The sequence below is a fragment of the Variovorax sp. MPBD4-3 genome, from assembly GCF_058809745.1.
This window is the reverse complement of record NZ_JBXASW010000007.1, coordinates 38,954-54,928: the sequence shown is the minus strand read 5'-3', so window position 1 is coordinate 54,928 and position 15,975 is coordinate 38,954. Positions and strand designations below refer to the sequence as shown.

Below are 15,975 nucleotides of genomic sequence, written 5' to 3'. Positions count from 1 at the left end.
CATGACCCGTCCGCCTTACTTGAAGTACACCTCGTCCAGCGGCGACAACGGCCCCCAGATGGTGACCGGCACGTTGCCCAACTTCCTGCTGGCGACGGTGTGATACGGCACCTGGTTGATGAATTCGATCGGCAATTCGTCGGTCACGATCTTCTGGAAGGTGGCGTAGTAGGCCTTGCGCTGCGTCGGGTCGATCAGGCCGCCGGCGGTGTTGAGCAACTCGTCGACCTTCGGGTTGGCATACGACTGGGTGTTGGTCCAGACGATGGGCTTGATGTTGGTCGAGAGGTACGTGCGGTGCACGCCGATGATAGGGTCGCCCCAGTTGAACACCGTGTCCATCGACATGTCGAAGTCGTGCGAGGCCAGCCGCTTGGCCCAGGCCGGGAAGTCGGCCGAGGCGCGCACCTCCACCGTGATGCCCACCTTCTTGAGCTGGCCGCGGATGTACTCGGCCACGTTCTTCTGCTGGTCGTCCACGCCGGGCAGGTAGTCGATGGTGAGCTTGAAGCGCTCGCCGCCCGCGCCCGCCTTGTAGCCCGCGGCGTCGAGCATCTCGCCGGCCTTCTTCAGGTCGAGCGGGTAGCGCACCAGATCGGGCACGGCGAACGGGCTGCTGGCCACCAGCGGGCCGTCGGACACGGTGGCAAAGCCGCCCATCAGCGCCTTGGTGATGAAGTTCTTGTCGATGGCGGTGGCGATGGCCTTGCGCACCTGCACGTCCGACAGCGGCTTCTTCGCCGTGTTGAATGCCAGCCAGTTGAGCGCGCCGATGCCGTCGTAGCCCTTGGGCGTGAGCGACATCTTCGGGTCGTTGGCCAGGCGCTTCAGGTCGGTGGGCAGCGTGGCGAAGGGCACCATCTGGATGTCGCCGCGCTCCAGGCCGAGCATCAGGCTCGCCGAGTCGGGCGTGATGTTGATGATGACCTTGTCGAGGTAGGGACGCCCCGGAATGAAGAACTTGTCGAAGCGTTCCAGCACCACGCGTTGGGCAGGCTTGAACTCGGCCACGCGGAACGGGCCCGAGCCGATCACGTCGGTGGTGTTGCGCGGGTGGTTCTTCAGGTCTTGTCCGTCGCTGTAGATGTGCTTCGGAAGAATCGGGCACAGCGCGGGCGACATCGCCAGCACGATGGCGGGGTGCGGCACGCTCATCCGCACGACGGCGGTGTACGGGTCGGGCGTGTCCACCTTCTCGACCGGGCCCATCATGGTGGTGAAGGGGTGGTTGGCCTTGATGGCCAGGATGGAGAAGGCCACGTCGGCTGATGTGACGGGCTTGCCGTCGTGGAACACCGCGTCCTTGCGCAGCTTGAGCGTGAGCGACTTGCCGTCGTCCGCCAGCTTCCATGACTCGGCCAGGTAGGGCTGCGGGGCCCACTTGTCGTCGAAGCGCAGAGGGCTGGCAAAGATCTGCGTCGAAGGCATGGCGGTGGCGATGCCCGACTGCACCGCGCCGTTCAGGTGCCGGGGCGTCTGCGTGCTGCCGATCACCAGCGTGCCGCCGCGCCTGGGCTCGTCGGCCGCGAAGACGGACAGCGGCAGCAGGGTGCCTGCCGCCGCGAGGCTGGCGGACAGCAGGGTGGCTCGGCGCGAGAAAACTGGAAGCTCGGGAACGGGGATCGGCATGACAGGACCTCAGGGGAGTTCGACACAGGCAATCGGATTCGGCCCCGGTGAAGCGAAGGCCTTGGTGTCGAAGATAGGCGCTCGCCGCGTGGCGGCGAAGAGCCAACGCGGCGCGACTCGCAGGGCCAGAAGGGGCGGGTTTGCCCCGTTGTGCGGCAGGCTGGTGCATCGGCCTGCGCCACTTCGGGGAATGCGCGCCTGCGCCTACTTCTCGTCGCGCAGCCAGTACCACTTGTAGAGCATGCGCTGCCCGATGCGCCGGAACGGCGCGAACGCGCGCGACTCGACCAGCCCCAGCACATTGGGGAAGGGCAGCGGCGAGCGGTAGATGGGCAGCTCGAACACTTCCTTGCCCGTGTCCTTGCCCGCGACGCGCTCGGCCAGCCGCTTGCCGGCCCAGGTCGAGAAGGAAACGCCGTTGCCGCCGTAGCCCACCGCGTACCAGATCTTCTTGCCGGCGTCGGGCTGCGTGATGCGCGGCATCATGTCGTGGCTCATGTCGACCCAGCCCCACCACGAGTAGTCGATGCGGATGCCCGCCAGCGGCGGAAACTTGCGCGCGATGGCGTCGGTGAGCAGCTTCAGGTGCACCGGGTGTTCGGCGTCGGCGCCGCTCACTGAACTGCGGCTGCCGATCTGCAGCCGGTTGCCCTTGAGCAGGCGGTAGTAGAAGCGCAGCGTGCGCGTGTCGGTCAGGAAGGTCTGCGACCTGAAGTTGGTGGCCTGCAGTTCGGCGTCGGTGAGCGGGCGCGTGACCACCGAGTTCGACAGGATCGGCATGATCCGGTTCTTCAGCATCGGGTTCAGCGCCTGCCCGGTATAGCCGCCGGTGCACACCGCCACGCGGCGCGCGCGCACCACGCCCGCGGGCGTGCGCAGGTGGTGCACGCCGTCGACGGTGTGCCAGCCCTGCACCGGGCTCGAGGTGTGCACCGTCACGCCCAGCGCGCGAGCCCGCTGCATCAGTCCGAAGGTGAACTTCAAGGGGTGGATGCCGATGCCCTCGGCCTCATACATCGCACCGACCGTCTCGCGTTCGTCACAGTAGTCGCGGCGCACTTCCTCGGCGCTCATCATGCGGGTGGCGTAGCCGAACTGCTCGCGCATCAGGCGCGCCTCGGCGTCCAGGATCGGCAGCTTCTCGGGCCGGTGCGCCAGGTAGAGGTGGCCGCCGTCGAAGGCGTCGCAGTCGATCTGCGTGGTGAGATGGCGGAAGTTCTCGAAGCCGCCGCGGATCTCGGCGTCCAGCCGCCTGGCGGTGTCGATGCCCCAGCGCGCGATCCACTGCGAGCGCTTGAGGCGGCCGCTCGCGTTCTGGCCCTGGCCGCCGCTGCGGCTGGAGCAGCCCCACGCGGCCTGGTTGGCTTCGAGCACGGTGGCGCGAATACCGTGCTCCTGTGCCAGGTAGAGCGCGGTCGACATGCCGGTGGCGCCCGAGCCGATGATGGCCACGTCGACATCGATGTCGCGCACCAGCGGTCCGTCGTCTTCGGGCGGCGTGCCGGCGCTGGCCACCCACCAGGTCGGCGCGTAGGCGCGGCCGGCGCCGGGGTCGGGCGCGTGCAGCGGGTCGTACTGCGGGTCGTAGGGGCGAAACGGTGCCTGCGTCGGCTGCTGTTGCTGCTCGGGCGATGCGCCGTCGACGGTGGCGCTGGCGGTGGCGAACTGCGCCGTGCCTGTCATGGTCATGAAGGGCTCCAGTAAGAGGAGGAAGGTCGGCTCACTTCGCGGCGGGCAGGTTGGGGCGGGCCTTGCGGAACACGTTCTTCAGGTGGATCTTTCCGTCCCTGAATGTGAAGACGTCGATGCCGTCGGTCTCGATGCGGCTGCCGTCGGCGGCGGTGCCGGTGAAGGTCCACTGCGAGGTGCCGAAGTCGCCGTGCACGAAGTGCTGGCCGTTGATCCATTGCGCGTCGGGCACGGTTGCCCAGGCGGCGGCGAAGGCCTTGCGCACCGCCTCGGTGCCCGTGTGGCGCGTGCCGCAGGCGTCGGGGCCGGCGGCGGTCTGGAAGATGCAGTCGGGCGTCATGAAGCCCATCAGCGCGTCGATGTCGTGGCGGTTCCAGGCGTCGCTGAATGCGGCGAGGGTGTCGGTGGTCACGGGGGAAGAAGAGGAAGAAGGCTGGGCGGTCACGCGGGAACTCCGGAAATTGATGCGGCAAGCGTAGGCAGCCGCCTGGCGCCGCGATAGGGCCAGTTCCGGGGATTCGACCGAGCCAGAACGCCGCCGGGGTGCCGCAAATTGCGGCGGCTGCCCTAAACTGCGGCGCACCATGCCCAACCCGCGAGCCACCCAGTGGGCGCAGCTATTCGCGCTGCCCGACCAGCCGGCATTGCCCCTGCAGGCCCGCTTGCGGGCCGCCGTGGTGCAGGCCATTCTTGAAGAGCACCTGAGCCCCGGCGCGCCGCTGCCGTCGTCGCGCGAGCTGGCCGCGCTGCTGGGGCTGAGCCGCAACACCGTCACGTCGGCGTACCTGCAGCTGATCGACGAAGGTTTTCTGGAAGCGCGCCCGCGCAGCGGCGTGTTCGTGGCGCGCAACGCGCGGCCGCTGTCCGCCGCGCACGCGGAGCCGCTGGTGGGCCGCAGCGGGCAGGCCAGCCAGCCGCCGGACTGGCAGGGGCGCGTGCTGCGCTCGCTGGTCGACAAGCCCACGCTGTCGAAGCCCGACCGCTGGCGCGACTACCCGTATCCCTTCGTCTACGGCAACTACGACCCGCAGCTGTTTCCCACCGAGGACTTCCGCGAATGCTGCGCGCGCAGCCTGGCGCGTTCGCAGCTGCCGCACTGGACGCCGGACTTCGAGACCGACGACGTGCCCGACCTCATCGAGCAGATCCGCACGCGTCTCCTGCCCAAGCGCGGTGTGTTCGCGCTGAAGGAAGAGATCCTGGTGACCATGGGCGCCCAGCATGCCTACTACCTGCTGGCCGAGGCGCTGTTCGACGAGCAGACGCGCGTGGGGCTCGAGGAGCCGGGCCATCCGCATGCGCGCAACAGCTTTTCGTTGCGGCAGCCCAAGTGGGTGGAGGTCGATGTCGACGAGGACGGGCTGGTCGTCGATGCGCTGCCCGCGGCCGACTACCTTTTCGTCACGCCCTCGCACCAGAGCCCGACGACCGCGACCCTGAGCCTGGAGCGGCGCCAGTGGCTGCTGCGAAAGGCGGAGCTGCAGGACTTCGTGATCATCGAGGACGACTACGAGGCGGAGAACCTTTACGAAGGCACGCCGATGCCCGCGCTCAAGAGCCTCGACAAGACAGGCCGGGTGATCTACGTGGGCTCTGTGTCCAAGAGCCTGTCGCCCGCGCTGCGGCTGGGGTTCATCGTGGCGCCGCGGGCGCTCATCAAGGAACTGCGGGTGATACGCCATGCGATGGTGCGGCATCCGAGTGCGTTCCTGCAGCATGCGTATGCGCTGTTTCTTTCGCTGGGACACCACGAGTCGCATGCGCGGCGGGTCAACCACGCGATGCAGGAGCGGCTCGCTTTGGCTGCCCAGGCGCTGCGCGACCATTTGCCCGATTTCGAGTTCCGGCTGCCTTCGGGTGGAGCCTCGATCTGGGTGCAGGCACCGACCTGGGTGGATGCCACGGAGCTGTCGCTGATGGCGCGCAACCACGGCGTGCTGATCGAGGCCGGCGATGTGTTCTTCGCGCGGCCGCCGTATCCGTGTCCGTTCTTCCGGCTGAGGCTTTCGTCCATTGCGGCCTCGCAGATTCCGGCGGGCATCCGGGCCTTGGGGATGGCCGTGGAGGAACTGGCTCTGGCGCGAGGCGAGAAGAGGCCTGCCGGCGGGCGGACGCACTGAGCCCTTGTCGATGGGGCGCAGGCTCGCGCGCACCGGTGGCGTGCGCGGCGCACCAGAACGAGGGTAAGTCCTGATCCACTGGCTCTATGCCGACAGCGGCGCTGGTACTTCCTGGCGGCGGGCGATCGGTGCAAAGTCCGCTTCGATTCACCTTCAGGAGAAACAGAGATGACCTTGTCCCGACGTCTTTCCCTCCAGTGCGCAGCGGCCCTCGCGACCGCGTTCACGCTCAGCGGCGCGGTGTTCGCGCAAACCAAGGAAGTCACCTTCGCCCACCAGGACATGCTGGTGCCGCTGCGGCTGGTGATGGAATCCGGCGAGGTCGAGAAGGCCACGGGCTACAAGATCAACTGGCGCATGTTCGCGGGCGGCGGCGACGTGATCCGCGCGATGGCTTCGGGCGACGTGCAGATGGGCGAAACCGGCTCCAGCCCGCTCACGGCGGCGGCCAGCCAGGGCCAGGACATCAAGCTGTTCTGGATCTCCGCCGACATCGCGAATGCGGAAGCATTGGTGGCACGCAACGGCACCAACATCAACAGCATCAAGGACCTGGCCGGCAAGAAGGTGGCCACGCCCTTCGTGTCGACGGCGCACTACCAGCTCATGGCCGGCATGAAGATGGACGGCGTCGACGCCAAGAGCGTGAACGTGATGAACATGCGCCCGCCCGAGATCGCGGCGGCCTGGGAGCGCGGCGACATCGACGCGACCTTCATCTGGGACCCGGTGCTGTCGAAGATCAAGGCCAACGGCAAGACCATCGCCACGTCGGGCAGCATCGGCAAGCGCGGCGCGCCGACCTTCGAGGGCATCGTGGTCAACGCCAAGTGGGCCGCGGCCAACGAGCCTTTCATGGTGGCCTTCGTGAAGGCGCTGAACCGCGCGAACGAGGAGTACAAGGCCACCGGCAAGAGCTGGACGCCCGATTCTCCGCAGACCAAGGCCATGGCCAAGTGGACCAAGGCCGACCCGAAGGATGTGGGGGCTGCGATGGCGCTGTACACCTTCCCGACGATGGCGGAGCAGGTTTCTCCGACCTGGCTGGGTGGTGGTGCCGCGAAGGCGATGGCCAACACGGCGGCCTTCCTGAAGGAGCAGGGGCGGGTGCAGGAGGTGAAGCCGGACTACAGCGCGTTCGTTACCACTGCTTATGTCGACAAGGCTATGGGGAAGTAGTTTTTTGGGGCGCGCTCACGCCGACGGGGTACCTTGCTCCGCGAATGTCCCCGGGGCTTCGCCCCTCCTCCTTTATTTCGCTGCGCAAGGCACCCCATCGGCGTGATCGTTCAGAGCACTGGTTGATCGGCCGCGAACCGACAGCGTGCCTTGTGCACAGGGCACCGGGTGCTCCCCGCAGCGAAACAAAGGAGGAGCCCGAATGGCGGGGGACATTCGCGGAGGGGAGTACCCGGTGACCTGTGCACGCACCCCGAAAGAAAGACAACAACCCGCATTGGAGAACTGAATGCCCACGCTAGACATCCGCGACCTCACGGTCAACTACGCCGTCAAGGGCGGCACGCTGCAGGCGCTGGCCCCCGTCAACCTCACGATGCACGACGGCGACTTCGTCGTCGCGCTCGGTGCATCGGGCTGCGGCAAGACCACGCTGCTCAACAGCATCGCGGGCTTTCTGCCGCCTTCCACCGGCGAGATCCTGCTCGACGGCAAACCCGTGGCCGGCCCCGGTGCCGACCGTGGCGTGGTGTTCCAGAAACATGCGCTGATGCCCTGGCTCAACGTGCGCGACAACGTGGCGCTCGGCCTTCGCCTGAGCGGTGTGGGAAAGGCCGAACGCGACCGCATCGCCGAAGAAAAACTCGGCCTCGTCGGCCTGCAGAAATACGCCGACCGCGCCGTGTATGAACTGTCGGGTGGCATGCAGCAGCGCGTGGGCATTGCGCGTGCACTGGCCAGCGACCCGGCCGTGCTGCTCATGGACGAGCCCATGGGTGCGCTCGATGCGTTCACGCGCGAGCAGGTACAGGAGATTCTTCTGCAGGCCTGGTCCAAGTCGAACAAGATGGTTTTCTTCATCACCCACTCGGTGGAAGAGGCACTGTTCCTGGCCACGCGGCTCATCGTGATGAGTCCGAGCCCGGGGCGCATCTCGCACGTCTACGACGACGTGCCGTTCTCACGCCAGTACCTGTCGCACGGCGATTCGCGCAAGGTGAAGTCGGAGCCCGAGTTCATCCGCATGCGCGAGGAAGTGCTGTCCATCATCCATCACCGCGAGGCCGCCCATGCATGATGTCGTCACCGTTGCATCGCCCAGCGCCGTCATGACGCAACCGCCACCGTCCAAGCTTGCCGCGCCGCCCGCTCCCGCGGCAGCAGGCGCCAAGCTCAAGACCAGCGCCTTCAAGGTGCCGGGCGAGGGCTCGAGCGTGACCATCAGCGTGGTCACGGTCGTGGCGCTGGTGGCGCTGTGGTTCATCGTCACCAACATGGGCTGGGTCAAGCCGCTCTTCCTGCCCACGCCGCAGGCCGTGTTCCAGCAGTTCTACGAATACCTCACCGGACAGGCCAACGACAAGCCGCTGTGGCAGCACTTCCTGGCGAGCATGTTCCGCGTGTTCTCGGCCTTCTTCCTGGCCTGCGCCACGGCCATTCCGGTGGGCATCGCGATGGGCATGAGCCGCTTCTGGCGCGGCATCTTCGATCCCCCGCTGGAGTTCTACAGGCCGTTGCCGCCGCTGGCCTACCTGCCGCTCATCATCATCTGGTTCGGCATCGACGAACTGCCGAAGGTGCTGCTGATCTTCCTGAGCTGCTTCGCGCCGCTCGCGCTGGCCGCGCGCTCGGGCATGCGCAGCGCCTCGCAGGAACAGATCAACGCCGCGTATTCGATGGGTGCGAGCTACATGCAGGTCATCCGCCACGTCATCTTGCCCTCGGCGCTGCCCGACATCCTGGTGGGCATGCGCATTGCCATCGGCTTCGGCTGGACGACGCTGGTGGCGGCCGAGATGGTGGCCGCCAACATGGGGCTGGGTCAGATGGTGCTGAACGCGTCGAACTTCCTGCGCACCGACATCGTCATCATGGGCATCATCGTCATTGGCGTGGTGGCCTATCTGTTCGACTTGCTGATGCGGTGGCTCGAGCGACGCCTTGTGCCCTGGAAAGGGCGCATGTAGGCGGCGACACCGGCGACGGCGCGGGCATGGGCGGCAGCACCGGGTCATTGTCTTCGGTGACCATCGACTGTTCGAGGAAATCCAGCATCGCCCGCATCGCCGCGCTGTTGTGGCGGCGCTGCGAATACGCCGCGTACAGCCAGTGATCGCGCGGCATGTGCTCGCGCAGCACCGGCACCAGCGCACCGCGCTCCAGGTGCGACTGCGCCAGCGGCTCCGGCACGTAGGCCACGCCCACGCCGCGCAACGCCAGCTCGATCAGCGCCACAGCATCGTTGGCCTCCATGCGGCTGTGCACCGCCACCTCGTGCGCCTTCCCGTCGGTCTCGAAGGGCAGGTGCGTGGTCGGCATCGAGGCATAGCTCAGCACGTCGTGCCGGCCCATGTCTTCCGGCACCTGGGGAATTCCGCGCTGTGCCCAGTAGGCGGGCGAGGCGCACACCACCATGTCGAACTGCACCAGCCGGCGGACGATGAGGTTCATGTCGTCGATGCGCCCGCCGGTCAAGTGAATGTCGATGCCTTCGCCGATCAGGTCGACCTCGCCGTTGGTGAAGACCAGGCTCACATACACATCGGGGTAGAGCTTGATGAACTCGGCGATCACGTCGGACATCCACCCCGCGATCAGCCCGTGCGGCGCGCTCATGCGCAGCCGTCCGCGCGGATGCGAGCCGTGCGCCTGCAGGTCGTTGAGGGTGTTCTCGGCCATCGTCACCAGTTCGGTGCTGCGGTCGAGCAACACCTGGCCGGCGTCGGTGAGGCTCAGGGAGCGGGTGGAGCGGTTCAGCAGGCGCACGCCGCTGCGGGTTTCGAGTTCCGCGACGTAGCGGCTGACCGTGGCTTTCGACATGCCCAGAGAAATCGCCGCGCGGGAAAAGCTGCGCCGAAACGCAACTTCGCGAAATGTTTTGATGAGATCGAGGCCGTCCATGGTGGCCGGATTGTTCCAGCTTCCTGATCCGGGGTTTTTCGCGGGGGCATCGTCTGGCTGGGGCTCGCGGCGGCGCTTGTCTGCCTGCGCCATGGATGCAACTGCCATGTGCGTCTTGTGGTCCGGAGCTTCCTGAATCAGCTGCCAACCGCCGCCAATTCGCCATCCTCCCGCGGCGAATCTTGAAATGCATTGACCAGAAAGTCGACCATCACCCGCACCTTTGCACTGAGATGTCGGCGGCTTGCGTAGATCGCCAGGATGTCGATGGGTGGCATGCGATAGCCGGGCATGACCTCGACCAATCGTCCGGCCTGCACATCGTGGCCCACCACGAAGCTCGGCTGCCATATGACGCCGACGCCTGCGAGTGCCGCGGCTCGAGCAGTATGGCCGTTGTTGGCCCGCAGGGCCCAGCGCACGCGCACGGATTCCAGTGTTCCGCCGGGGCCGGCGAACTGCCATTCGTCGGATGTCGCGCCGTATGTGTAGCCCAGGCACAGGTGCCGCGAAAGGTCCGCCGGGACCTTGGGCATGCCATGGGTCGCGAGGTATTCGGGCGAGGCGCAGACCAGGTTCTGCGAGCGGCCGAGGCGCCGCGCGATATGGTTTCCCGACGTGGTCCGCGAGATGCGTATCGCCAGGTCGTAGCCCTCTTCGACGATGTCGACCACGCGGTCGATGAGCGCGATGTCCAGCTCGACATCGGGATACTTCGCCATGAACTGCGGCCACAGGGGCGCCAGCACGAGGCTGCCGAAACTCAGCGGCGCGTTGATGCGCAGGCGCCCACGCGGCTGGAGCGACGCGGTGGTGGCCAGCGCTTCGGTCTCCGCCACTTCTTCAAGAATCGACTTCGCCCGGTCGAACAATGCTTCACCCCCTTCGGTGAGCGAGAGGCGGCGCGACGTGCGGTTGATCAGCCGCGTGCGCAAGTGGGCTTCCAACTCGTTGACGTAGCGCGTCACGTTGGCCGGGGAGGTGTCCAGCGCGTCGGCCGCCTTGGTGAAACTGCCCCGCGCGACCACGGTGACGAACACCTCGTAAGCACGCAATCGGTCCATGGGCGTCGGTTCCAATCATTCATGAAAGCTGAATGAGTAAACCACTTTTGAGGCCTTTGTGGAAGTGAAGCTGAATCATAAATTCTCCTCACCCCAGACACCGACAGAAAGGATCCCAGCATGACCGATACCCATCCCATCCCCACCCGCCGCGCGCTGCTCGCTGGAGCAATGGCGGCTGGTGCCGCGCTGACCATGGGCGCCACGGCGCACGCCGCACCTGTCGTCGACGCGGTGCCAGGCTTCCGCGCAGGCACGGCAGAGGTGAACGGCACCCGCATCCACTACCGCATCGGCGGGACCGGGCCGGCCGTTGTGCTGCTGCACGGCTACGCCGAGACCGGGCACATGTGGAACCCGCTGATGCCGCTGCTGGCGAAAACGCACACCGTGGTCGTGCCCGACCTCCGGGGCGCCGGCAGTTCGTCGAAGCCCGAGACGGGCTACGGCAAGAAGAACATGGCGGTCGACATCCACGAACTCGTCCGGTCGCTCGGCATTCGAAGCGCCAGCATCGTCGGCCATGACATCGGCCTGATGGTGGCCTACGCGTATGCCGCGCAGTTTCCTTCCGAGACCGACAAGGTGGTGCTCATGGACGCGTTCCTGCCCGGCATCGGCGAATGGCAGAAGGTCTGGCTCCTGCGCGACCTCTGGCATTTCCATTTCCACGGCAAGACGCCGCTGGCGCTCGTGAGCGGGCGTGAACGCATCTACTTCGAGCATTTCTGGAACGACTTTGCGGCCGACCCGAATCACTCGGTGCCCGAAGCCGATCGCCGGTTCTATGCCAAGGCCTACGCGCAGCCGGGCGGCATGCGTGCCGGATTCGAGTACTTCAAGGCCTTCGAGCAGGACGCCGCCGAGTTTGCGGAAATGGGCAAGACGCCGCTGCCCATGCCGATGCTGGTCCTCTCCGGCGAAAAGGCCGGCGGGACTTTTCTTGTCGAACAGGGCAAGATGGTCGCGACCAACGTGCAGGGCGTGATCGTCAAAGGGTCCGGGCACTGGCTCATGGAAGAGGCGCCGGACCAGGTCATACCGGCATTGATCACCTTCCTCGGCTAGCCCGAGGGCTCGAACAGTGGAACTCAACGGGCACAGACGTCGAATCGACAAAGGAGAATCAACATGGACCTTCAACTCAACGGCAAGCTCGCGCTGGTGAGCGGCAGCACCGCCGGAATCGGTTACGCCATTGCGCGCACGCTGGCCCAGGAGGGCGCAAGCGTGATCGTGAACGGCAGATCGCAGGCGGCGGTCGACGAAGCGGTGGAGCGCATCCGCTCGGAAACGCAAGGCACGGTGCTCGGCCATGCCGGCGACCTCAGCCGGGCAGACGCTGCCGAGGAGGCGGTGCGCCGTCACCCCGGCATCGGCATCCTCGTCAACAACCTGGGCATCTTCGAGGCCAAGGCTTTCGAAGATATTCCGGATGAAGATTGGCAGCGCTTCTTCGACGTGAACGTGCTGAGCGGCGTGCGCCTTGCGCGCCTGGTGCTGCCGGAGATGAGGCGAGCGAACTGGGGAAGGATCATCTTCATCTCGAGCGAGAGCGCAGTGCAGATACCGACCGAGATGATTCACTACGGCATGACGAAGACCGCGCAGCTTGCGGTTTCGCGTGGGCTTGCGGAATCGGTCGCCGGCACGAACATCACGGTCAACAGCGTGCTTCCGGGCCCGACGAAATCGCGCGGCGTCGGCGACTTCGTGGAAGGCATGGCGCGATCGAGCGACAAGAGCTTCGAGCAGGTCGAAGCAGAGTTCTTCGATCACGTCCGCCCGACATCGCTGATCAAGCGCTTCGCTTCGCCGCAGGAGGTGGCCTCGCTGGTGGCATACGTGGCAAGCCCGCTCGCTTCGGCAACCACGGGCGCGGCACTTCGCGTCGACGGCGGTGTGGTCAAGAGTGCCTTCTGACCCAAGGCGTTTGCGACGGCGAGCGGAAGCTGTCCGAGCCTGGTGCGCAACAGGCACACACTGAAGATGCCTCCGGGAACATTCAGCGTTTGCAAGCTTTCGAAGCTGACCTGTTCGCCCAAGTAGTATCGGAGGCTGGTCTCCAGCGAGCGACTGATCTGACCGCAGCCAGGCTTGGCAGCGAGCCTGCGCGACAGGCCCCGTGCGCTCGCGGGAGGGTTGCCAATCCGTTCCCCGAGGGGAGAGCGTCAGTCATGGCGCAACCGACGAAATGCGACAAGTCATCTACTACTCGCTGATGCTCCTGCTGGGCTTCTTCTGGTACCGGTATGGGCAGAAGCTTCTTCGCCGGGGGCCTCGAGACGAAAGCGACGAACTCGCCAAGGGACCATTGGGTCCCGTGGGCCTGCTGATGTCCGCCGGCATTGCCTGCACCCTGTTTTTCTTCATGATGCGCGGATTGATCCGCCGCGAGATCCCGTGTGTTGGAAAAGGGTGCCAGAGCCAGCTTTACACCCTGGCTGCGAATGCGGCCGACTACTGGGCCAACATGTTCTTCCTGCTTTGGATGGTGCTCGGCCTCGGCTATGCGGTGTACGTGACGCTCAGGATCTGGTACCGGTCGTGACGCCTTGCGATCAAGACCTCAGAGGCCCGGCGAGCTTGCAGGTATGGAGGATGACGCCGGACTGCAGTGCTTTCGTGTTGATGAGTTCGAAAGAACGCGGCGGGGTGCCTTCGGCAAAGAGGCGCTTCCCGGTGCCCAGCAGAACCGGATAGACGATCAGCGTGATTTCATCTGCAAGCCCATGCTCGAACAGCATCGACGTCAGCGTGGAACTGCCCCAGAGGATCAGGTTCGGTCCCGCCTGCGACTTGATGCGGCGAATGTCCTCGACGGTCTCCGGTCCAAGTCCTTCGAAGGGGCCCCATGCCAGGCTTTCCGGGCGATGGGTCACGACATATTTGGTGGCCGCATTGAGACTGTCCGCCATGGGACTGGCTGGTGCCTGCGGCCAGAAGCCCGACCACAGGTCGTAGGTGCGCCGGCCGAGCAGCAGATCGAAGCGCCCGCCGTGCGCAGCGAAGACTTCGTCCCGACCCGCGGGCGTCCGATAGGGCGCGGTCCAGTCACCGTAAGGGAAATGGTCATCGCCGGATGTCTGGATCACGCCGTCCAGCGACATGTGCTCCATGATCTTGAGCTTTCTCATTCGGGTCTCCTTGCGTGCAAGCGTAGCCGTCGGTCCCGTGTTGCGCAACCGCATGGTGCGTGCGTCAGGCGGCCGAACTCCTCGCTGGCAGCACCGCCTCCAGCACGAAACGCGTCGGGCCGCTGGTGTCCCTGTCACTGACTGCCAGGCCCAGTTGCCGCCACAGCGCCGGGCTCAGCGGGCGAACGGCGATGCGCGGATCACGCGCGGGCTCGTGTGATTCCTCGGGCAGCAAGGCCGCCCCGTAGCCGGCGGCGACCAGTGTCCTGATCGCGTCGTTGTAGTTGAGCTCGATGCGCGGGCGGCAGTGGACGCCGGCCGCGGAGAACCATTCCGCGGTCAGGCGGTAGAGGCGCGTGGAGGCGTCGTTCATGATCAGCGGCCGCTGGGCCAGCCACTGCGGTGTCAGCCGCCTGGGTGCTTTCCAATCGGCCGGCAGAAAGGCGACCACGGCCTCGCGCCGCAGAGGCGTGACATGAACTCCGCGCACGGGCGGCTGGGGCAGGGCGACGACCGCCAGGTCCAGGCTGCCCGCGGCGAGCCGGGCCATGCTGTCGTTGGAAGTCAGCACCTGCACGTTCACTTCGATGCCCGGATGGTTGCGCGCAAGGCGTTCGAGCGCGGGCGGCAGCAGGTGCGCGATGGCACCGGTCGAAGCGCCTACGCGCACGCGGCCGGTCTGGCCGGCGAGCTGGCGTCGAACGTCTTCCACCGCATCGTCCGCGTCCGCCAGAAGCCTTCGGGCGCGCGCAATGAACCGCTCCCCCAACGCGGTCGCTTGCGCAGGCCCGCGCCCGCGAACGAGCAATTGGCCGCCCAGGCGCGACTCCAGCTCCGCGATCTGCACGGTGACGGTGGGGGCCGCCAGGTGCAGTGCGCGGGCGGCATTGGCCAGGGAGCCGAGGTCGGCAATGGCGACCAGGGTGCGCAGATGGTCAAGGCTCAGTTCCCGCATGTTGCAAATTCAACTTTTCTTAATTTGGGGTTGCATATATTTAGCTGGAGCTATCTTGGACGCCTATCTACGATCGCGCTCCATGGACCTCAATATTTTCATCGACGGCGATCAAGGCACCACTGGCCTCGATCTGCAGAACCGTCTCCGGGGTGGGGAATTTCTCATCCGCACACTGCCGACGGACTTGCGCAAGGATGCAGCGGCGCGCAGGGCTGCGCTCAACGAGTGCGACATCGCGATCCTCTGCCTGCCCGATGCCGCGGCCCGGGATGCGGTGGCGATGATCGACAACCCGGCAGTGCGTGTCATCGACGCCAGCTCGGCGCACCGCACCAGCCCGGGTTGGGTCTACGGCCTTCCGGAGCTCGATGCGGGGCAAGGCGAACGCATCGCGTCGGCATCGCGGGTCACGAATCCGGGCTGCTATCCCACCGCCGCAGTCGCGCTGCTGCGGCCGTTGACGGATGCGGGTCTGCTGCCGGCCGACTATCCGCTCGTCATCCACGCCGTGTCAGGTTATTCGGGCCAGGGCAGGGCGGGCGCGGAAGCTTACGAGGCTGGGACGGGTGCGCATTCGTTGAAGGTCTACGGGCTTGGCTTGGAGCACAAGCATGTGCCGGAGATCGAGACCTATGCCGGCTTGGCGCAGCGGCCCATCTTCGTGCCGGCCTATGGCAGCTACCGGCAGGGCATCGTGCTCACCATCGGACTGCACACGCGGATGCTTGCCGCAGACGCCTCCGGCGCGCGCATCCACGAATGCCTGATGGAGCGATACCGCGACGCGGCGAAGGTGCGTGTGGTGCCGATGTCTCCGGACGCGCCAGTGACGGAGCTGGACCCGCAAGTCCACAACGGCACGAACGACATGAGCCTGGCGGTTGCCTGCAATGAACGCACGGGACAGATTGTCTTGAGCGCGGTTCTCGACAACCTGGGCAAGGGCGCGGCAGGCGCGGCCTTGCAGAACCTGCGCCTGATGGCCGGGGTCAGACCCCTTCGATGATCCGCAGATCGCGCTCGACGCCGTCTCCCAGCGCGTCAAGCGCGGCCTTGTATTCGGGGCTGTCGTGCGTGGCCGTCGCCTGTTCCAGGCTGTCGAACTCGATCAGCACGGTGCGCTCGGACAAGCCGTGTTCGTAGACCTTTGCGGGAAGGCCGCGCGCCAGGAATCGCCCGCCGCCGGCGGAGATCGCAGGACCTGCCAGCTTCGCGTAGGCCGCGAGCTTGTCGGCGTCCTTGACGGCACGGTATGCACTGACCCAATAGGCTTTTGCCATGGTGATTGCTCTTTGGTT

At 66.2% G+C, this 15,975-nt stretch carries 16 protein-coding genes; 8 read left to right on the top strand and 8 right to left on the bottom strand.

Annotation, left to right across the window (positions count from 1 at the left end):
* Positions 1-15: 15 nt before the first annotated feature.
* The 3 genes from AC1RVW_RS06135 to AC1RVW_RS06125 form a co-directional block, all read right to left on the bottom strand.
* Positions 16-1,629, bottom strand: a complete 1,614-nt coding sequence (locus AC1RVW_RS06135) for an ABC transporter substrate-binding protein (RefSeq protein ID WP_493198676.1) — start codon at positions 1,627-1,629, stop codon at positions 16-18.
* A gap of 204 nt (positions 1,630-1,833) precedes the next feature.
* A complete protein-coding gene (locus AC1RVW_RS06130) occupies positions 1,834-3,318 on the bottom strand; it encodes an NAD(P)/FAD-dependent oxidoreductase (RefSeq protein ID WP_081267579.1) in 1,485 nt (494 codons plus the stop codon).
* 31 nt (positions 3,319-3,349) lie between these two features.
* Positions 3,350-3,763, bottom strand: a complete 414-nt coding sequence (locus AC1RVW_RS06125) for a nuclear transport factor 2 family protein (protein WP_081267580.1) — start codon at positions 3,761-3,763, stop codon at positions 3,350-3,352.
* A gap of 139 nt (positions 3,764-3,902) precedes the next feature.
* Between AC1RVW_RS06125 and pdxR the strand changes: the two genes are divergently transcribed.
* The 4 genes from pdxR to AC1RVW_RS06105 all read left to right on the top strand — a co-directional run bounded on the left by pdxR (position 3,903) and on the right by AC1RVW_RS06105 (position 8,584).
* On the top strand, positions 3,903-5,438 hold the full coding sequence (gene pdxR, locus AC1RVW_RS06120) for a MocR-like pyridoxine biosynthesis transcription factor PdxR (RefSeq protein ID WP_106938246.1): 1,536 nt from the start codon (positions 3,903-3,905) through the stop codon (positions 5,436-5,438).
* A gap of 168 nt (positions 5,439-5,606) precedes the next feature.
* Positions 5,607-6,617, top strand: coding sequence for a taurine ABC transporter substrate-binding protein (tauA, locus tag AC1RVW_RS06115; RefSeq protein WP_081267582.1), 1,011 nt, complete (start codon positions 5,607-5,609; stop codon positions 6,615-6,617).
* 289 nt (positions 6,618-6,906) lie between these two features.
* Positions 6,907-7,695, top strand: a complete 789-nt coding sequence (locus tag AC1RVW_RS06110) for a taurine ABC transporter ATP-binding protein (RefSeq protein ID WP_081267583.1) — start codon at positions 6,907-6,909, stop codon at positions 7,693-7,695.
* 31 nt (positions 7,696-7,726) lie between these two features.
* Positions 7,727-8,584: an ABC transporter permease subunit gene (locus AC1RVW_RS06105; protein WP_081267794.1), complete on the top strand. Its 858-nt coding sequence runs from the start codon at positions 7,727-7,729 to the stop codon at positions 8,582-8,584.
* On the opposite strand, the gene AC1RVW_RS06100 is transcribed toward AC1RVW_RS06105, so the two are convergent.
* Together AC1RVW_RS06100 and AC1RVW_RS06095 are read right to left on the bottom strand one after the other, a co-directional pair.
* Positions 8,502-9,518 (bottom strand): LysR family transcriptional regulator, encoded by a 1,017-nt coding sequence (locus tag AC1RVW_RS06100; RefSeq protein WP_493198820.1) that lies wholly within the window; start codon positions 9,516-9,518, stop codon positions 8,502-8,504. The genes AC1RVW_RS06105 and AC1RVW_RS06100 overlap by 83 nt on opposite strands.
* Positions 9,519-9,655: 137 nt before the next feature.
* Positions 9,656-10,582, bottom strand: a complete 927-nt coding sequence (locus AC1RVW_RS06095; RefSeq protein WP_493198672.1) for a LysR family transcriptional regulator — start codon at positions 10,580-10,582, stop codon at positions 9,656-9,658.
* Between the two features lie 120 nt (positions 10,583-10,702).
* On the opposite strand from AC1RVW_RS06095, the gene AC1RVW_RS06090 reads away from it, so the two are divergent.
* From AC1RVW_RS06090 to AC1RVW_RS06080, 3 genes are all read left to right on the top strand, one after another.
* Positions 10,703-11,650 (top strand): alpha/beta fold hydrolase, encoded by a 948-nt coding sequence (locus AC1RVW_RS06090; RefSeq protein WP_493198670.1) that lies wholly within the window; start codon positions 10,703-10,705, stop codon positions 11,648-11,650.
* Between the two features lie 63 nt (positions 11,651-11,713).
* Positions 11,714-12,505 carry an SDR family NAD(P)-dependent oxidoreductase gene (locus tag AC1RVW_RS06085; RefSeq protein ID WP_493198668.1) on the top strand — a complete coding sequence of 264 codons (792 nt, stop codon included), beginning with the start codon at positions 11,714-11,716 and terminating at the stop codon, positions 12,503-12,505.
* A 271-nt stretch (positions 12,506-12,776) separates the two neighbouring features.
* On the top strand, positions 12,777-13,133 hold the full coding sequence (locus tag AC1RVW_RS06080) for a hypothetical protein (protein ID WP_493198666.1): 357 nt from the start codon (positions 12,777-12,779) through the stop codon (positions 13,131-13,133).
* Positions 13,134-13,143: 10 nt separating this feature from the next.
* Here the strand turns inward: AC1RVW_RS06080 and AC1RVW_RS06075 are convergent, their stop codons facing one another.
* Positions 13,144-13,719: a dihydrofolate reductase family protein gene (locus AC1RVW_RS06075; protein ID WP_493198664.1), complete on the bottom strand. Its 576-nt coding sequence runs from the start codon at positions 13,717-13,719 to the stop codon at positions 13,144-13,146.
* Positions 13,720-13,783: 64 nt separating this feature from the next.
* A complete protein-coding gene (locus tag AC1RVW_RS06070) occupies positions 13,784-14,674 on the bottom strand; it encodes a LysR family transcriptional regulator (protein ID WP_493198662.1) in 891 nt (296 codons plus the stop codon).
* 82 nt (positions 14,675-14,756) lie between these two features.
* Between AC1RVW_RS06070 and argC the strand changes: the two genes are divergently transcribed.
* On the top strand, positions 14,757-15,683 hold the full coding sequence (gene argC, locus AC1RVW_RS06065; RefSeq protein WP_285411234.1) for an N-acetyl-gamma-glutamyl-phosphate reductase: 927 nt from the start codon (positions 14,757-14,759) through the stop codon (positions 15,681-15,683).
* On the opposite strand, the gene AC1RVW_RS06060 is transcribed toward argC, so the two are convergent.
* Entirely contained in the window at positions 15,667-15,957 is a 291-nt protein-coding gene (locus tag AC1RVW_RS06060) for a DUF1330 domain-containing protein (RefSeq protein WP_081267589.1), read from the bottom strand. The genes argC and AC1RVW_RS06060 overlap by 17 nt on opposite strands.
* Between the last annotated feature and the right edge of the window lie 18 nt (positions 15,958-15,975).